Below are 16,506 nucleotides of genomic sequence, written 5' to 3'. Positions count from 1 at the left end.
GCGCGACACCCCGCGGATAGCGTGGAACGGTTGCCCGGACGCCGGGCACGGTGACACCTGGAGGTTCCATGACCGCCCCTGCCGCAGCCGATTCCACGGCCGCCGACCGTCGGCGCTGGGCTCGCTATCTCGTCGAGGAACGAGCGGAGGGCGCCGTCTATCAGCGACTCGCCGTTCGCCGGTCGGGGGAGGAGCGGGCGATCCTGCTCGGGCTCGCCGAGGCCGAGCGCCGGCACGAGAAGCACTGGCTCGATCTGCTGGGCGGCGAACCGACGCGCCTGCCGCGGGCGGGGGTCCGCTCCCGCCTCCTGGGGTGGATGGCCGGGCGCTTCGGCTCGATCTTCGTCCTCGCTCTCGCCCAGAGCGCCGAGGCCCGCTCCCCGTACGACGCTGAGCGCTGGGCCACCCCGGCCATGCGCGCCGACGAGAAGGTCCACCACGAGGTCGTCCGCGGCCTCGCCGCGCGGGGCCGTCGGCGCCTGTCGGGCTCCTTCCGCGCGGCCGTCTTCGGGGCGAACGACGGCCTCGTCAGCAACCTGGCCCTGGTCCTCGGGATCGGCGCCACCGGCGTGAGCTCGGGCTTCGTGCTGTTCAGCGGCATCGCTGGTCTCCTCGCGGGCGCGCTGTCCATGGGCGCGGGGGAGTTCGTGTCGGTGCGATCGCAGCGGGAGCTCCTCACCGCCACCGAGGCGAACGAGGACGCCGCGGCGGCCGCGGCCGACCTCGACATCGACGAGAACGAGCTCGCGCTCGTGTACCGCGCCCGCGGCATGGACCAGGGCGAATCCCTGGCCAGGGCCCGCCGCATCGTCCAGGCCGCCCAGGAGGGCGTCCGCCGGGCCGCTACGGGGCCGGTGGCCGTCCAGGGCGGGGACGCGCACGAGGTCGTCGGCAGCGACTGGACGGCGGCCATCTCCAGCTTCCTCCTCTTCGCCTCCGGCGCGATCATCCCCGTCCTGCCCTGGATCTTCGGCATGGAGGGCACCGCGGCGATCGTGCTCGCGCTCGTGCTCGTCGGCATCGCGCTGCTCAGCACCGGTGCGATGGTCGGCGTGCTCTCCGGCGGCCCGCCCCTGCGTCGCGCCCTGCGGCAGCTCGCCATCGGCTTCGGTGCGGCGGCGGTGACCTACGCGCTGGGTCTGCTCTTCGGCGTCGGCGCGGTGTGACGGTCCTGCGGTCCCGCCTCGTGCGGGACCGCACCGGATCGCGGTGAACGCATCAGGAACGACGAAGGCCCCGGATCCGTGGATCCGGGGCCTTCGCTCTCTGTGCGCGGAGGGGGACTTGAACCCCCACGCCCTATCGGGCACTAGCACCTCAAGCTAGCGCGTCTACCATTCCGCCACCCGCGCAGGTGTTGGATTTGATCGTTGCCGACCGAAGAATGAGATTAGCACGTTCTCGGAGGCGTCTCGAACCGAGCGTGACGCCCGGGCGTGGCACGCGGTTTCGATAGCCTGAGTCCATGACCGAATCCTCGCTCCCGGAGGTCGCCCGCGTCGCGAGCGACCTCATCCGCTTCGACACCTCCAACTACGGCGGCGGCAACGCGAAGGGGGAGCGGGAGGCCGCCGAGTACGTCGGTGCCTATCTGGAGAAGCTGGGGCTCGAGGTCGAGTACTACGAGCCCATCCCGCGGCGGACGAACGTCATGGCGCGGGTCCCCGGCCGTGATGGCACCAAGCCGGCCCTCGTCGTGCACGGCCATCTGGACGTCGTGCCCGCGGTCGCCGAGGACTGGACGGTGGACCCGTTCGCCGGCACCGTGCAGGACGGCATGCTGTGGGGCCGCGGCGCCGTGGACATGAAGAACATGGACGCGATGATCCTCACCGCCGTGGCCGACATCCTGCGCGCGGGGGAGCAGCCGGAGCGCGACCTCGTCCTGGCGTTCTTCGCCGACGAGGAGAACGGCGGGGTCGAGGGCTCCGCGCTCGTCGTGAAGGACCGGCCGGAGTGGTTCGCCGGGGCGACGGCGGCGATCAGCGAGGTCGGCGGCTACTCGATCTCGGTCGACGACCGTCGGGCGTACCTGCTGCAGGTGGGGGAGAAGGCCCTGATCTGGATCCGCCTCGTCGCCACCGGCCGGGCAGGACACGGCAGCCGCCTGCACGAGGACAACGCCGTCACGAAGCTCGCCGAGGCCGTCGCAGCCATCGGCCGCACGCGGTGGCCGGTCCGGCTCACGCCGACGACGGAGGCGTTGCTCGAGGGTCTGAGCGCGTTGAGCGGCCGGAGCGCCGACGACCCCGACGCCCTCGCCGCCGCGGCCGGTCCGGCAGAGGCCTTCCTGCGGTCGACGTTCCGCACGACGACCAACCCGACGGCCCTCACCGCCGGGTACAAGCACAACGTCATCCCGGAGCGCGCCGAGGCGCTGATCGACGTCCGGGTGATCCCCGGGACCGAGGACGACGTGCTCGCCGAGCTCCAGCGCATCGTGGGCGACGACATCCGGATCGAGACCGTGGTGCGCGACATCGGCATGGAGACGCCGTTCGCGGGGGAGCTCGTCGACGCGATGGTCGCAGCCCTGGGTCGGCACGACCCCGGCGTGCCGGTCATCCCGTACCTCCTGGGAGCCGGGACCGACAACAAGGCGCTGGCCGCTCTCGGCATCACCGGTTACGGCTTCGCCCCGCTGCGCCTGCCGGCCGATCTCGACTTCACCGGGATGTTCCACGGAGTCGACGAGCGGGTGCCCGTAGACTCACTTGTCTTCGGTCAGCGGGTGCTGGCCGATCTGCTGCGCACGTACTGAGCGGTCTCCACGCGCTCCGTGCCGTCCCGAAAGACGAAGGCCTCTCCATGCACCTGCTCGAAGCACTGATCCTGGGAATCGTCCAGGGCCTCACCGAGTTCCTGCCGATCTCCTCCAGCGCCCACCTGCGTGTCGTCGGGACGTTCCTGCCGTCCGGGGAGGACCCGGGCGCGGCGTTCACCGCCATCACGCAGATCGGCACCGAGGCCGCGGTCGTCGTGTTCTTCTGGCGGGACATCGTCCGCATCGTCTCGCAGTGGTTCCGGTCCCTCACCGGCGCGGTGCCGCGGAACGATCCGGACGCGCGCATGGGCTGGCTCATCATCATCGGCAGCATCCCGATCGTGCTGCTCGGACTCCTGTTCCAGGATCAGATCGAGACCGTCTTCCGGTCGCTCTGGATCGTGGCGATCATGCTCATCGTGTTCGGCATCCTCCTGGGCATCGCCGACCACGTCGGTGCCAAGCGCCGCAAGCTCGACGACCTGACCTACCCGCACGGCATCGCCTTCGGTCTCGCGCAGGCGCTGGCCCTCATCCCCGGCGTCTCGCGATCCGGCGGCACGATCACCATGGGGCTGTTCCTCGGCTACGAGCGCGCCGCCGCCGCCCGCTACGCCTTCCTGCTGGCGATCCCCGCGGTGTTCGGCAGCGGTTTCTACCAGCTGTTCAAGAGCTGGGGCGAGCCGTCCTTCTTCTCGCTCGGCGACACGGTGGCCGCGACGGGCGTCGCCTTCGTCGTCGCACTCGGCGTGATCGCGTTCTTCATGAACTGGATCTCGAAGCGCAGCTTCCTGCCGTTCGTGATCTACCGGATCCTGCTCGGCGGCGTGCTGCTCGTGCTGCTCGCGATGGGTGTCATCCCGGCCTCGGCCTGAGCCGGGCCCGGCTCAGCGCTTGCGGTCGCCGCGGCCGTCGTCGCGGCGCCGCAGATAGCGCTCGAAGGCCTGGGCGATCGCGTCCCCGGATGCGTCGGGGGAGTCCCACGTGTCCCGCGTGCGCTCCAGCTGCCGGATGTACTCCGCCATGTCCTCGTCCTCGGACGCGGCGGCATCGATCGACGCCTCCCAGGCCGCGGCCTCCGTGCGGAGGTGCCGGCGGTCCACATCCACACCGGTCAGCTCCTCGAGACGGTCGAGGAGCGCGAGCGTGACCTTCGGCGACGGGGCGGCCGAGGCGACGTAGTGCGGGACGCTCGCCCACAGGCTCACGGAGGGGATGCCGGCGTTCTCGGCGAAGTGCTCCAGCACGGTGAGGATGCCGACGGGGCCTTCGTACACCGACCGCTCCAGGGCGTGGGCCTCACGGACCTGCTCGTTCTGGCTCGACGCGAAGATCGAGATCGGGCGGGTGTGCGGGACATCGGAGAGCATGGCGCCGAGGGTGACGAAGCCGGTGATGTCGTCGCGCAGCGCGACATCGATGAACTCGGACGCGAACGCCTGCCAGGTGCGCGCGGGCTCCGCCCCGGTGAGGAGCCAGAACTCCGGCCCGGAACCCGGGTCGCGCGGGCGCCACAGTCCGGCCTCCGGCCAGGTCATCTGACGACGTCCCTCGGCGTCGAGCCGCGTCGCCGGTCGCGTGTACTGGTAGTCGAAGTAGAGCTCCGGATCGACCGAATGCACGAGGTCGTAGCCGCCGGCCGCCTGCAGGGCGCCGACGGCTCCCGTCGCGGCCTCGCCGGCGTCGTTCCAGCCGTCGAAGGCGGCGATGATGATGCGTGAACCGAGAACGTCCATGCCGTGCTCCCTTCGAGGTCGAGGATTCGATCCCCCCAGGCTAGCCCGCGACGAGGGGATGTGGGCGGGCCCGGCTAGCATGGGTTCAGTGAGCAACAAGCCCCGCGCGGTCCTCTGGGACATGGATGGAACACTCGTCGACACCGAGCCGTACTGGATGGCGGCCGAGACCGCACTGGTGGAGTCCTTCGGCGGCACCTGGACCCATGAGGACGCTCTGCAGCTGGTCGGCAGCGGCCTGATCGACAGCGCGATCATCCTGCAAGGCGCGGGCGTCGACATGGCGCCGGAGGCGATCGTCTCCCACCTCACGAGTGCCGTGCAGGAGTCGCTGCGCACGCAGGGCGTGCCTTTCCGCCCCGGCGCCCGGGAGCTTCTCCGTGACCTCCGCAGCGCCGGGATCCCGACCGGTCTGGTGACGATGTCGCTGCGTCGGATGGCGCTCGACGTCGTCGGTCTGATCGACTTCGAGGCCTTCGACATCGTCGTCGCCGGCGACGACGTCGAAAACCCCAAGCCGCACCCGGAGCCCTACCTCCAGGCCGCCGCGCTCCTCGACGTGGACATCGCCGAGGTCGTGGTCATCGAGGATTCCCCGACCGGTCTCCGCGCGGGCCTCGCATCCGGTGCGCTGACGCTCGGCGTGCCCCACATCGTCCCGCTCGACGGCTTCGGAGCCCACGAGCTGTGGCCCACCCTCGACGGCCGGGGTGCGGCCGACCTCGTGGACCTGTTCGGTTCCCGCGCCGCGATCACGGAGGCCACCCGATGACGACCACGTCCGCTCCGCGCCCCAGCGGGCCCTTCCGCGAGGGCGATCGCGTGCAGCTCACCGGGCCGAAGGGCCGCCTGCACACCGTGACCCTCCGCGAAGACGGCGAGCTGCACACCCATCACGGCGTCCTCCGCCACCGCGACCTCATCGGCCTTCCCGACGGCTCGGTCGTGGCGAACAGCTCGGGACACGAGTACCTGGCGCTGCGGCCGCTGCTGCGCGACTTCGCGATGTCGATGCCCCGTGGCGCCGCCATCGTCTACCCGAAGGACGCGGCCCAGATCGTCATGCAGGCCGACATCTTCCCCGGCGCCACCGTCGTCGAGGCCGGTGTCGGGTCCGGTGCCCTGTCGCTCTCGCTCCTCAGAGCCGTGGGCGCCACGGGGCGTCTGCTCTCCTTCGAGCGTCGTGAGGACTTCGCCGAGGTCGCCCAGGCCAACGTCGAGACCTTCTTCGGGGAGCGCCCCGACTCGTGGCACGTCGTCGTGGGGGATCTCGTCGCCGCCCTGCCCGCGGAGGTGGAGCCGGGCACCGTCGACCGGGTGGTGCTCGACATGCTCGCGCCGTGGGAGTGCATCGACGCGGTCGCGGACGCCTTGACCCCCGGCGGTGTCGTGCTCTGCTACATCGCCACCGCCACGCAGCTCTCGCGCGTCGCGGAGTTCATCCGGGGTACCGGTCTCTTCACCGATCCCGAGGCGTCCGAGACGATGGTGCGCGGCTGGCACGTCGAGGGACTGGCCGTCCGTCCGGACCACCGTATGGTCGCCCACACCGGCTTCCTCCTCACGGCTCGCCGGCTCGCCCCCGGCGCGGTGGCTCCGTCGGTGAAGCGTCGCGCCTCGAAGAGCAGCTACAGCGACGACGACGTCGAGCTGTGGACGCCGGGCGCGGTGGGCGATCGCGAGATCACCGACAAGAACCTCCGCAAGCGCGCCCGTGAGGCCGGGAAGGCAGCCGAGGGCGCGCGGTTGGCGGCGGCGTCGCGCGAATCCGAGCACACGACGGAATAGACTGGAGCGCGTGCGTAAAACGTCCGCCGTTCTGGCCTCCCTCAGCCTCGCCGCCCTCGCCCTGACGGGGTGCAGCGTGACCTCCTCGTCCGCCGACGCCTCGTGCGATCGCGGCGGACACGCCAACGGCATCGACAGCGCCGTCACGGTCAGCGGCGAGGTCGGCTCCACGCCGGATGTCGAGATCTTCGCCCCCGTGCGCCTCACGGAGACGTCCTACGCGGACGTCGTCACGGGGGACGGCCGTGCACTCGTCGACGACGCACAGCCGCTCGTCGCTCAGATCTCCATCTACGACGGCGCGACCGGTGAGCAGGTCTTCGCGACCACGTACGACGAGGACACCACGCGCGCCTCGACCATCGGGGCCTGGGCCGCGCAGTCCCCGGGCCTCGCCGATGTCCTGGAGTGCGCGACCGGCGGGACGCGCATCGTGGCGGGTCTGACCCCGGAGGACTTCGGAGAGGCGAACCTCGGCGGCTTCGGCATGGGCGAGGACGACATCGCGGTGTTCGTGATCGACGTCGTCGACGCGTTCCTCCCGAAGGCGGAGGGCACTCTGCAGTTCAACGACGCGCAGGGCATGCCGACCGTCGTGCGCGCCGACGACGGCACCCCGGGCATCATCATCCCCGACAGTGCCGCCCCGGAGGAGCAGGTCGTCCAGACGCTGATCCGTGGAAACGGCGACGAGCTGACGGAGGAGCAGACGCCGCTCGTCCACTTCACCGCGGTGAGCTGGGACGACAAGACCGTCCTGCAGAGCACCTGGGGGCAGTCCGCCACCGACGGCATCCGGCAGATCGCCGCGCCGGTCGCCGACGCGCTGGTCGGTGAGCCGGTGGGTTCCCAGGTCCTCGTCGTGCTTCCCCAGACCGAGAGCTCCGCGGCCATGGCCGTCGTGGTCGACATCCTCGGCGTGTCCCCGGTCGCCGCACCCTGATGGCCGCCCGGATCCCTGCCGAAGAGCGCCTGACGAACCTCGTCGTGGCGCTGATGGCCACGGAGATCGGGCTCACCAAGCAGCAGATCCTCGACAACGTCTCCGGCTATCGCCAGCGCGCCGACGCGGGGACGCGGTCGGACGCTCTCGAGAAGATGTTCGAGCGGGACAAGGACGAGCTCCGTTCGCTCGGTGTCCCGATCGAGACCATCGGCGATGCGGCCGATCCGAACGACCTCCGTGAGGCCCGGTATCGCATTCCGCAGGCAGAATACGATCTGCCGGGGGACATCGAGTTCTCCCCGGCGGAGCTGGCCGTGCTCCGCCTCGCCGGCAGCGTCTGGAGCGCGGAATCGGTCTCCGGAGACGCACAGTCCGGGGTCAGGAAGATCCGGGCCCTGGGCATCGACGGCGACGAGCCCATCATCGGCTTCGCGCCGCGGATCACTGCCCGCGACCCCGCGTTCGCGCCGCTGCAGGACGCGATCGAGCGCAGCAGGGTGGTCTCCTTCGACTACTTGAAGCCGGGCGAGGATGCGCCTCGTCGCCGTCGGATCCGGCCGCTGGCCCTCGTCGACTACGAAGCGCGCTGGCATGTGTACGGCGTCGACGTCGACATCGATGAGGACCGGACGTTCCTGCTGAGCCGCATCGTCGGCGATGTCGTCATCAGCGCGAGTACGTTCGACCCCGCGTTGCGCGAGGGTGCGGGGGAGCGGGCCTTGAGCGGACTGGAGCGCGTCGCGGCGGAGAATTCGGCGCTGCTGGAGGTCACGCCCGGCACGGAAGCCGCGTTGCGCCTGGGGCGGCGGGCGACTCCGGCCGCCCAGGGCATCCACGTGCCCTTCGTCGATCTGCACATCCTGGCGGACGAGCTCGCGTCGTACGGTCCCGAGGTCCGCGTGGTGGAGCCCGCGCCGCTCAGGGACGCGGTGATCAGCCGTCTGCGCGCGGTGGTCGAGGCCCACACCGATACGGGGGTGCCGGCATGAGCGCCGCGCCCAAGCCTCTCCTCGCCGCGGAGCGCGTCCGTCTCTACCTCACGCTCGTCCCGTATCTGCTCGAGCACGGGCAGGTCTCGCTCGCCGAGGCCGCCGAGGAGTTCGGCGTGACCCCGAGGGAGATGCGGGCGATGGTCGAGAAGCTGACCGTCATCGGCCTTCCCGGCGAGGCAGGCTACTGGCAGCAGCCGCAGGAGATGTTCGACATCAACTGGGATCTCCTCGACCTCGAGGACGTCATCGAGATCACGAACGACGTGGCCCTGCGTCGGGTGCCGCGTTTCACGGCGCGGGAGGCCGCGGCCCTGCTCGCGGGCCTGCAGATGGTCGCCGCTGTGCCGGCCGTGTCCGACTCCGGTCTCGTCGCCGGCCTCATCTCCAAGCTCTCGCGGGGAGCAGCCGATGCCCCGGCCGACGTCGTGGTCGCCCCGACGGCGGTGGACGAGGTGCGCGAGGTCGTCGCCCGCGGCCTGCAGAACGGGGTGGCCGTGTCGTTCACGTACCAGGCCCCTGATGCCGCGCCCACCACGCGCACGGTGGATCCCGTGCAGATCCTCATCACGAACGGGCAGTGGTATCTGCAGGGCTGGTGCCACATGCGCGAGGCGATGCGCACGTTCCATCTCGATCGCGTCAGCGCACCCACCCTCACCGACATCCCCAGCACACACGGTGGCGACCGGGTGCCGGAGGCGTTCGCGGGTCTGGAGGAGGAGCGGGAGGTCACCGTTCGCGTCCCGGAGCGCCTCGCTCCGCTGCTCAGCGGATTCGTGCCCACCGAGACGCTGCGTGCCGGCGACGGCATGGTGACGACGCAGCTCCACCTCGCCGACCCCCGCGGCATCAAGCGGCTCGCCGCCCGTTTCGGTGGCGCGATGGAGGTCACCGATCCGGGGATCGCGCGGACCGCCACCCGGGAGTGGGCCGCCGCCGGACTCGCGCTCTACCACCGGCCTGATGCCGAGGTTTGATCTGTAGACTGGGGCGGAAAGCCCCCCTACGACGGGATTGTCGATATGTTCGCTGGAATGCAAGGCTGGCACCTGCTCATCGTGCTGGCCGTTATCCTCCTTCTCTTCGGCGCTGCCAAGCTGCCGGCGCTCGCGAAGAGCATGGGCCAGTCGGCCCGCGTCTTCAAGGGTGAGATGAAGGCCATGAAGGAAGAGGACGCGAGTCGTGCCGAGTCGGCACCCGCGGAGCCGACGACGGTGAAGGACTCGGGCACCGACCCTGAGACTCCCCCTCGCGCCTGACGGCCGTGGCAGCCATCGAACCGGCCGTGACGCCGACGGCGGAGCGGGATCGACGGATGTCGCTGGGAGCCCATCTCGTCGAACTGCGGAAGCGCCTCATGTACGCGGCGATCGCTCTCGTCGTCGGCATGGTGGTGGCGTTCCTCATCGCGGACCCGGTCATCCACTTCATCACCGGTCCGATCCGCATCATCTCGGAACAGCGCGGTGATGACTTCAGCGCCTTGAACTTCGGGACAGTGACGTCCGCGTTCGACATGCGCATGCGCATCGCCCTCACGATCGGCCTGTTCCTCTCCGCACCCGTCTGGCTGTGGCAGATCTGGGCGTTCATCATGCCCGGTCTCACTCGCAAGGAGATCCGCTACACCGTCGGCTTCGTCGTCGCCGCGGTGCCCCTGTTCTTCGCGGGGTGCTATCTCGGGGTGCAGATCATGCCGCACGTCATCGAGCTCATGTGGAGCTTCACCCCGGAGGGCGGCACCAACTTCTACTCGGCACAGGAGTACTACGACTTCGTGTTCAAGCTGATGATCGTCATCGGCATCTCGTTCGTCCTCCCCGTCTTCCTCGTCGCGCTCAACCTCGCCGGGGTGATGTCGGGCCGAGCGATCCTGAAGGGGTGGCGGGTGGCCATCCTCATCGCGACGATCTTCGCCGCACTGGCCACGCCCGCGGCGGACGTCGTGAGCATGCTGATGCTGGCCGGCATCCTCATCGTCCTCTTCTTCGCAGCGGCAGGGCTCTCCCTCCTCTTCGACCGGCGCAGGCGCAAGCGCGACTCCGCTGCGGGACTCGTGCCGGACGCCACATGAGTTCGCCCTCCGAACGGTACGCCCAGGCGCAGGAGAGCGTGGCGCACCCCGAGACAGCGGCCTTCGCCGCGCGCCAGCGCTTTCACCTCGACCCGTTCCAGGTGGCGGGTTGCCACGCCCTGGAGAACGGACGCAGCGTCCTCGTGGCCGCTCCCACGGGCGCCGGGAAGACCATCGTGGGGGAGTTCGCGATCCACCTCGCGATGCAGACGGCGACGGACAAAGCCTTCTACACCACCCCGATGAAGGCGCTCTCGAATCAGAAGTTCCGTGAGCTCGTCGACGTCTACGGCGCGGACGACGTCGGTCTGCTGACGGGCGACACGAACATCAACGGCAACGCCCGCATCGTGGTCATGACGACCGAGGTGCTGCGGAACATGATCTACGCCGACTCCGCGGCGCTGCGCGACCTGCGCTACGTCGTGATGGACGAGGTCCACTATCTGGCCGACCGCTTCCGGGGCGCCGTGTGGGAAGAGGTCATCATCCACCTCCCGCCCCGCGTGCGGCTGGTCTCGCTGAGCGCGACCGTGTCGAACGCCGAGGAGTTCGGCGACTGGCTCGACACCGTGCGCGGCGACACCGAGGTCATCGTCTCCGAGATCCGTCCGGTGCCGTTGGAGCAGCACGTGCTCGTCCGCGACGACCTGCTGCCGCTCTTCGACGACCGCGCCGGCATCGCCACGGCGCAGGTGAATCAGGAGCTCATGCGGATCCGGTCCTTCACCGGTTCCACCTACGAGAGCAATCGGCAGGCCCAGTCCTACCGCAGCAACCGCCACGCCGGGCGTCAGGCCCCTCGTCCGCCTCGGGGCGGACGCCGGCCGGTGCGGGCCGCGAACGCCCGCCGGATCGAGCGCATGGACCGTCCCGATGTGGTCGAGCTGCTGGAGCGATCGAACCTCCTTCCGGCCATCTTCTTCATCTTCAGCCGCGTGGGCTGCGACGCGGCGGTGCAGCAGGTACGCCGCTCCGGTCTCCGTCTGACCTCGTCGGAGGAGCGAGCCGAGATCCGGGCCATCGTCGAGGAGCGCACCCGCACGCTTCAGGACGAGGACCTCGGGGTGCTGGGCTACTGGGAGTGGCTGGACAACCTCGAACGCGGCGTGGCCGCCCATCACGCCGGCCTCCTGCCCGCCTTCAAGGAGGTCGTCGAAGACCTCTTCCAGAGGAAGCTGCTCAAGGTCGTCTTCGCCACCGAGACGCTCGCGCTCGGTATCAACATGCCCGCGCGCACCGTCGTGCTCGAGAAGATGGAGAAGTTCAACGGCGAGGCCCGTGTCGCGATCACCTCCGGCGAGTACACGCAGCTCACCGGTCGTGCCGGCCGCCGCGGCATCGACGTCGAGGGGCACGCGGTCGTGCAGTGGAGCGAGGGCATGGACCCGCAGGCGGTCGCGGCCCTCGCGTCCCGGCGCACGTACCCGCTGAACTCGAGCTTCCGCCCGACGTACAACATGGCGGTCAACCTGATCGACCTGTTCGGCCAGGCCAGGGCACGGCAGATCCTGGAGTCGTCGTTCGCGCAGTTCCAGGCGGACCGGGCGGTCGTCGGGCTGGCTCGTCAGGTGCGGGAGGCCGAGGAGTCGCTGGCCGGCTACCAGTCGGCGATGGCGTGCGAGCACGGCGACTTCCCGGAGTACGCCGCCATCCGCCGCGAGCTGAGCGACCTCGAGAAGAAGAACCGGCAGGACACCCAGGCCCCGCGCGCTGCTCGGGACAAGCGGATGAAACGGATCCAGACGCTCCGCACGCGCATGCAGCGCCACCCCTGTCACCGGTGCCCCGACCGCGAGAAGCACGCCCGCTGGGCCGAGCGCTACTGGAAGCTCAAGCGCCAGACCGATCGCACGCGCCGTCAGATCGAGACCAGGACCGGCACGGTGGCCCGCGTCTTCGACCGCGTCGTCGAGGTGCTGGAGACGCTGGACTACGTGCGTCGCGCCGAGGACGGGATGCACCTGACCGACGCCGGGCGCACCATGCGCCGGATCTACGGTGAGCGCGATCTCCTCGTGGCCGAGTCGCTGCGTCAGGGGCTCTGGAAGGGACTGGACGCACCGTCGCTCGCCGCGATGGCGTGCTGCCTGGTGTACGAGCCGCGCCGCGACGAAGCCAACGCGGGGGAGCGGGGGCTGCCACGCGGGGCCTTCCGGGCGGCCTACGAGAAGACGACAGCGCTGTGGGCCGAGCTCGACGACCTGGAGCAGGACCACCAGTTGCCGGGAAGCGAGCCGCTGGCGGCCGGACTGGCCGGGGCGATGCACACCTGGGCGCGCGGCGGCATGTTGGATCGCGTGCTCATCGACGCGGACATGGCGGCCGGCGACTTCGTACGGTGGGCGAAGCAGACCATCGACCTCCTCGATCAGCTGTCCATCGTGGCCGAGGACGCCACGCTCGCGCGGACCGCCCGGGCCGCGCTCGACGGTGTGCGCCGTGGCATCGTCGCCTACTCCTCGATGTGAGATCCGCCCGCATGACCGAAACCCCTGTCCGCCGACGCGCCCTCCTGCCCCTCTGGCTGGCCGTACCCGTCGCCGCCCTGGCCGCGCTGCTCATGGACCTCACGTTTCCCGAGGCCGCGATCTGGATCCTGGCCTTCCCGGCCACGGGCCTGCTGCTCCTCGCGCTGATCGGGCGGCGGGCCGGGGGAGCACTGCTCGTGGGGCTCGTCTACGGCATCGTGTTCTTCGCTCTGCTCGTGTCCTGGACCTCTCGATACCTCGGGCCGCTGCCGTGGGCCGCCCTGAGCGTCGTCGAGGGTGCCCTCACGGCCGTCGCGCTGATCCCCCTGACCCTGGCGTACCGATGGCTGCCCCGGGCCTGGCCGGGCACCGCAGGACGTCTGCTGACCCTCCCTGCGGTCATCGCGGCGCTGTGGGTCGGGCGGGAGTTGTTTCTCGGCTGGTGGCCGTACGGCGGCTTCCCTTGGGCCCGCCTCGGGATGAGCCAGGCCGAGAGTCCCCTCGCCGCGCTGTCCTCCTGGATCGGTGTGAGCGGACTGAGCTTCCTGATGGTGTTCCTCGTCGCGATGGTGATCGAGATCGTGCGCCTGGGACTGTGGCGGAGACCGGTCACCCTGCTCGCGCCGGCCGCCCTCGTCCTGATCCTCTTCTTCACGCCGCTCTTCCCGACCACGCCGTCCGGATCGATGCGCATCGCCGCGGTGCAGGGGAACGGTCCGACCGGATACTTCGACGAGCGGGAGCCCTTCGCCGTCGTGCAGGCGCAGACCGAGGCGACCGAACCGTTGTACGGCGAGGACGTGGATCTGCTCGTGTGGCCGGAAGGCGGCCTCGACACGGATCCCTTCGCGAACTCCGCGATCGCGCGGCGGATGACCCTGGTGGCGAACCGCATCGATGCGCCGCTGCTCGCCAACGCCGCCACCGGCCGCGGGAACCTGTATTACAACACCTCCATGCTCTGGATGCCGGACGGGACGGCGCCGCAGAAGCACGACAAGCGTCATCCCGTCCCGTTCGGGGAGTACGTGCCGGATCGCGCCTTCTTCAACGCTCTCGTCCCCGACCTCATCGGGTTGATCCAGCGCGAGTACACCCCGGGGACCAACCCTCCGATCGTCGAGGTGGACGATGTGCGCGTCGGCCTGGCGATCTGCTTCGACGTCATCTACGACGACGTCATCACCGAGGGTCTCCACGGCGGCGCCGAGGTGCTGGTCTTCCAGACGAACAACGCCGACTTCCGCGGCACGGATGAGAACCTCCAGCAGCTCGCGTTCGCGCGGATGCGCGCGATCGAGACGGGCCGGAGCGTCGTCAACATCTCCACGGTCGGCACGAGTCAGATCATCCTCCCGGACGGGCGGACGGTCACGAGCCTGGACGCAGATGAGGCCGGAGCGATGCTCGAGGATGTCGAACTGCGCTCCGGCCTCACGGCGGGAATCGTCCTGGGCCCCTGGCTGCAGCAGGTGCTGCTGTGGGGCGGGCTGGGCGCGCTCGGTCTCGGGTGGTGGCGCGCCCGTCGGCGTTAGGCGCCGATCTTCTCTCGGGTGGGGTCCTCACCGGCACCGCGCCGGGCTCGGATGTAGGCGAGACGCTCTTCGAGAAGCTCCTCCAGCTCCGCACGGGTGCGACGCTCCATGAGCATGTCCCAGTGCGTGCGAGCGGCCTTCTCGTCGGTGGCCTCGAGGGTGACGGCCTCGCCGTCGACCTTCAGTCGGGCTTCCGCGCCGCAGGAACGGCACTCCCAGGTCTGAGGCGGTTCGGCATCGGCCGCGAACATGAGCGTGGTGTCGTGTCCGCAGGTGTCACAGGTGTAGGTGGTCTCACGGCGCTCCATGAAAACGACGCCCTCTTCGCTCTGTAGGCTCTGGGCGCCGAGTCGGATGCCGCGCAGGCTGCGATCTGCCATTGTGTGGTCCTCTCGTCGCTGTCAGGTATAACGTTCGAGCCTGTGCGCTTCATCCACGTCGGGGCGTTCTCCGCGGTATTCACAGGGGAATCCCAGCGCCGGAGGATAATGGGCGCTCAGGGCTTCCGGAGCGTGGCGACGGCGAGGTCGGCGCGGTCGGTCACGATGCCGTCCACACCGGCGTCCACGAGGCGGCGCATGTCGTCCGCATCGTTCACCGTCCACACGTGCACCTCGGTGCCGGCACGGTGGGCGGCGCGCAGGAGTGCCGGCGTCAGCACTCTGAGCGCCCCGTGACGCTCGGGGATCTGCAAGGCATCGATCTCCCGCAGCAGTCTGCCGGGGGAGAGGCCCACGGCGGAGAGCGCACGCAGCGCCGCGATGGTCCGACTGCCGCCGGAGGTGGCGGGCCGGAGCGCGGTGCCTGTCTGCCGCACGGCCTCCACCGTCGCCCGCCGGTTGGCATCCGAGAAGCTGGTCACCAGGACGCGATCCGTGTGCGCGGCGAGGACGGGGCCCAGCGGCGCCGCGGCAGCCGGCGTCTTCACATCGATGTTGAACCGGGTCTCCGGGAAGGCGGAGAGCGCCTCGGCCACCGTGAGCAGACCGCCGTGCTCGGCGAACAGCGCGCTCAGCTCCCTCGTCCTGACCTCGTGGACGGCGCGCGGATCGTCCACCAGACGGCGGAGGTCGTGGTCGTGGAAGAGCACGACGTCGCCGTCCGCGGTGACCTGGCAGTCCGTCTCGATGTACTCGGCCCCGGCGGCATGCGCCGCGGCGAAGGCGGCCGCGGTGTTCTCCCAGACGCCGGATTCCCGCCCCTCGACGGTCACGAGACCCCGATGGGCCAGGATGCGGGGCTGCTCGGCCTTGACGAAGTAGGGGTGCGTCACGCGCCGGCAGGGGGAGTGGTCGAACCCGGGCCCGTCTTGGGGGTGAAGGCCGTGCCGATGCCCTTGAGCGCCTCGGTCAGCTCGCTCGGGATGATCCAGAGCTTGCTGGACGGGCTCTCGCTGATCTTCGGGAGCATCTGCAGATACTGATACGCGAGGAGCTTGTCGTCCGGCGCGCCCTGGTGGATCGCGGAGAAGACGCTCTGGATCGCCTCGGCCTCGCCCTGGGCGCGGAGGACGGCGGCCTGCTTGTCACCCTCGGCGCGGAGGATCTCCGCCTGACGGAGGCCTTCCGCTTCGAGGATCGCGGACTGCTTCGTGCCCTCGGCGGTCAGGATCGCGGCACGGCGATCCCGCTCGGCGCGCATCTGCTTCTCCATCGAGTCCTGGATGGAGACGGGCGGGTCGATCGCCTTGAGCTCGACGCGGCCCACGCGGATGCCCCACTTGCCGGTCGCCTCGTCCAGGACGACGCGGAGCTGTCCGTTGATGTTGTCGCGGCTCGTCAGCGCCTCTTCGAGGTTCAGGCCGCCCACGACGTTGCGGAGAGTCGTCGTGGTGAGCTGTTCCACGGCGCCGAGGTAGTTCGCGATCTCGTAGGTGGCCGCGCGCGCGTCGGTGACCTGGAAGTAGACGACCGTGTCGATGGACACGACGAGGTTATCCTCGGTGATCACGGGCTGCGGCGGGAACGACACCACCTGCTCACGCATGTCGATCAGCGGCCGCAGGCGGTCGATGAACGGCACGAGGATGTTGAGGCCGGGGGAGAGGGTCTTGTGATAGCGGCCGAGCCGCTCGACCACGCCCGCGGTCGCCTGCGGGATGATGCGGATCGCCCGCGCGATCGTGACGATCACGAAGATGATGACCGCGATCACCAGGATCCAGATGATCACGGTCGGGATGATCGATGCGTCGTCCACG

The 16,506-nt window shown here is 70.0% G+C and carries 16 protein-coding genes and 1 tRNA gene; 12 read left to right on the top strand and 5 right to left on the bottom strand.

Features of this window, described 5'->3' with window-relative positions; all coding sequences use genetic code 11:
• Window positions 1–68: 68 nt before the first annotated feature.
• Window positions 69–1,166, top strand: a complete 1,098-nt coding sequence (locus ACIQID_RS02895; protein ID WP_312672554.1) for a VIT1/CCC1 family protein — start codon at window positions 69–71, stop codon at window positions 1,164–1,166.
• A 103-nt stretch (window positions 1,167–1,269) separates the two neighbouring features.
• Here the strand turns inward: ACIQID_RS02895 and ACIQID_RS02890 are convergent.
• A tRNA-Leu gene (locus ACIQID_RS02890) sits at window positions 1,270–1,352 on the bottom strand.
• A gap of 113 nt (window positions 1,353–1,465) precedes the next feature.
• On the opposite strand from ACIQID_RS02890, the gene ACIQID_RS02885 reads away from it, so the two are divergent.
• A complete protein-coding gene (locus ACIQID_RS02885; protein ID WP_400281844.1) occupies window positions 1,466–2,761 on the top strand; it encodes a M20/M25/M40 family metallo-hydrolase in 1,296 nt (431 codons plus the stop codon).
• A 47-nt stretch (window positions 2,762–2,808) separates the two neighbouring features.
• Window positions 2,809–3,639 carry an undecaprenyl-diphosphate phosphatase gene (locus ACIQID_RS02880; RefSeq protein ID WP_312672550.1) on the top strand — a complete coding sequence of 277 codons (831 nt, stop codon included), beginning with the start codon at window positions 2,809–2,811 and terminating at the stop codon, window positions 3,637–3,639.
• 12 nt (window positions 3,640–3,651) lie between these two features.
• Here the strand turns inward: ACIQID_RS02880 and ACIQID_RS02875 are convergent, their stop codons facing one another.
• Window positions 3,652–4,500 carry a PAC2 family protein gene (locus ACIQID_RS02875; protein ID WP_312672548.1) on the bottom strand — a complete coding sequence of 283 codons (849 nt, stop codon included), beginning with the start codon at window positions 4,498–4,500 and terminating at the stop codon, window positions 3,652–3,654.
• Window positions 4,501–4,579: 79 nt separating this feature from the next.
• On the opposite strand from ACIQID_RS02875, the gene ACIQID_RS02870 reads away from it, so the two are divergent.
• From ACIQID_RS02870 to lnt, 9 genes are read left to right on the top strand one after another with little or no spacing between them, the layout of a single operon-like run.
• Window positions 4,580–5,272: an HAD family hydrolase gene (locus ACIQID_RS02870; RefSeq protein WP_400281839.1), complete on the top strand. Its 693-nt coding sequence runs from the start codon at window positions 4,580–4,582 to the stop codon at window positions 5,270–5,272.
• The gene (locus ACIQID_RS02865) at window positions 5,269–6,288 is read left to right on the top strand and encodes a tRNA (adenine-N1)-methyltransferase (protein ID WP_331202839.1); all 1,020 of its coding nucleotides are present in this window, start codon (window positions 5,269–5,271) and stop codon (window positions 6,286–6,288) included. Before ACIQID_RS02870 ends, ACIQID_RS02865 begins: the two co-directional genes overlap by 4 nt.
• 10 nt (window positions 6,289–6,298) lie before the next feature.
• Complete coding sequence (locus tag ACIQID_RS02860) at window positions 6,299–7,231, top strand: hypothetical protein (protein ID WP_400281836.1); 933 nt, start codon at window positions 6,299–6,301, stop codon at window positions 7,229–7,231.
• Window positions 7,231–8,223: a helix-turn-helix transcriptional regulator gene (locus tag ACIQID_RS02855; protein ID WP_400281833.1), complete on the top strand. Its 993-nt coding sequence runs from the start codon at window positions 7,231–7,233 to the stop codon at window positions 8,221–8,223. The genes ACIQID_RS02860 and ACIQID_RS02855 overlap by 1 nt, the downstream gene beginning before the upstream one ends.
• Window positions 8,220–9,203: a helix-turn-helix transcriptional regulator gene (locus ACIQID_RS02850; protein WP_400281830.1), complete on the top strand. Its 984-nt coding sequence runs from the start codon at window positions 8,220–8,222 to the stop codon at window positions 9,201–9,203. Before ACIQID_RS02855 ends, ACIQID_RS02850 begins: the two co-directional genes overlap by 4 nt.
• Window positions 9,204–9,248: 45 nt before the next feature.
• Window positions 9,249–9,485, top strand: coding sequence for a Sec-independent protein translocase subunit TatA (gene tatA, locus ACIQID_RS02845; protein WP_101845779.1), 237 nt, complete (start codon window positions 9,249–9,251; stop codon window positions 9,483–9,485).
• Between the two features lie 56 nt (window positions 9,486–9,541).
• Window positions 9,542–10,300, top strand: a complete 759-nt coding sequence (gene tatC / locus ACIQID_RS02840) for a twin-arginine translocase subunit TatC (protein ID WP_312675012.1) — start codon at window positions 9,542–9,544, stop codon at window positions 10,298–10,300.
• Window positions 10,297–12,771, top strand: coding sequence for a DEAD/DEAH box helicase (locus ACIQID_RS02835; protein WP_312672538.1), 2,475 nt, complete (start codon window positions 10,297–10,299; stop codon window positions 12,769–12,771). The genes tatC and ACIQID_RS02835 overlap by 4 nt, the downstream gene beginning before the upstream one ends.
• An 11-nt stretch (window positions 12,772–12,782) precedes the next feature.
• The gene (gene lnt / locus ACIQID_RS02830; protein WP_400281825.1) at window positions 12,783–14,306 is read left to right on the top strand and encodes an apolipoprotein N-acyltransferase; all 1,524 of its coding nucleotides are present in this window, start codon (window positions 12,783–12,785) and stop codon (window positions 14,304–14,306) included.
• On the opposite strand, the gene ACIQID_RS02825 is transcribed toward lnt, so the two are convergent.
• The 3 genes from ACIQID_RS02825 to ACIQID_RS02815 form a co-directional block, all read right to left on the bottom strand.
• Window positions 14,303–14,686, bottom strand: a complete 384-nt coding sequence (locus tag ACIQID_RS02825; protein WP_060921636.1) for an RNA polymerase-binding protein RbpA — start codon at window positions 14,684–14,686, stop codon at window positions 14,303–14,305. The genes lnt and ACIQID_RS02825 overlap by 4 nt on opposite strands.
• Before the next feature lie 116 nt (window positions 14,687–14,802).
• Window positions 14,803–15,579 (bottom strand): glycerophosphodiester phosphodiesterase family protein, encoded by a 777-nt coding sequence (locus ACIQID_RS02820; RefSeq protein WP_400281820.1) that lies wholly within the window; start codon window positions 15,577–15,579, stop codon window positions 14,803–14,805.
• Complete coding sequence (locus ACIQID_RS02815) at window positions 15,576–16,505, bottom strand: SPFH domain-containing protein (RefSeq protein ID WP_312672534.1); 930 nt, start codon at window positions 16,503–16,505, stop codon at window positions 15,576–15,578. The genes ACIQID_RS02820 and ACIQID_RS02815 overlap by 4 nt, the downstream gene beginning before the upstream one ends.
• Between the last annotated feature and the right edge of the window lies 1 nt (window position 16,506).

The sequence above is a fragment of the Microbacterium sp. NPDC091676 genome (assembly GCF_044756645.1).
GTDB lineage: Bacteria > Actinomycetota > Actinomycetes > Actinomycetales > Microbacteriaceae > Microbacterium > Microbacterium paraoxydans_D.
The sequence above is the reverse complement of the archived record's forward strand: the minus strand, read 5'-3'. Positions and strand labels throughout refer to the sequence as shown.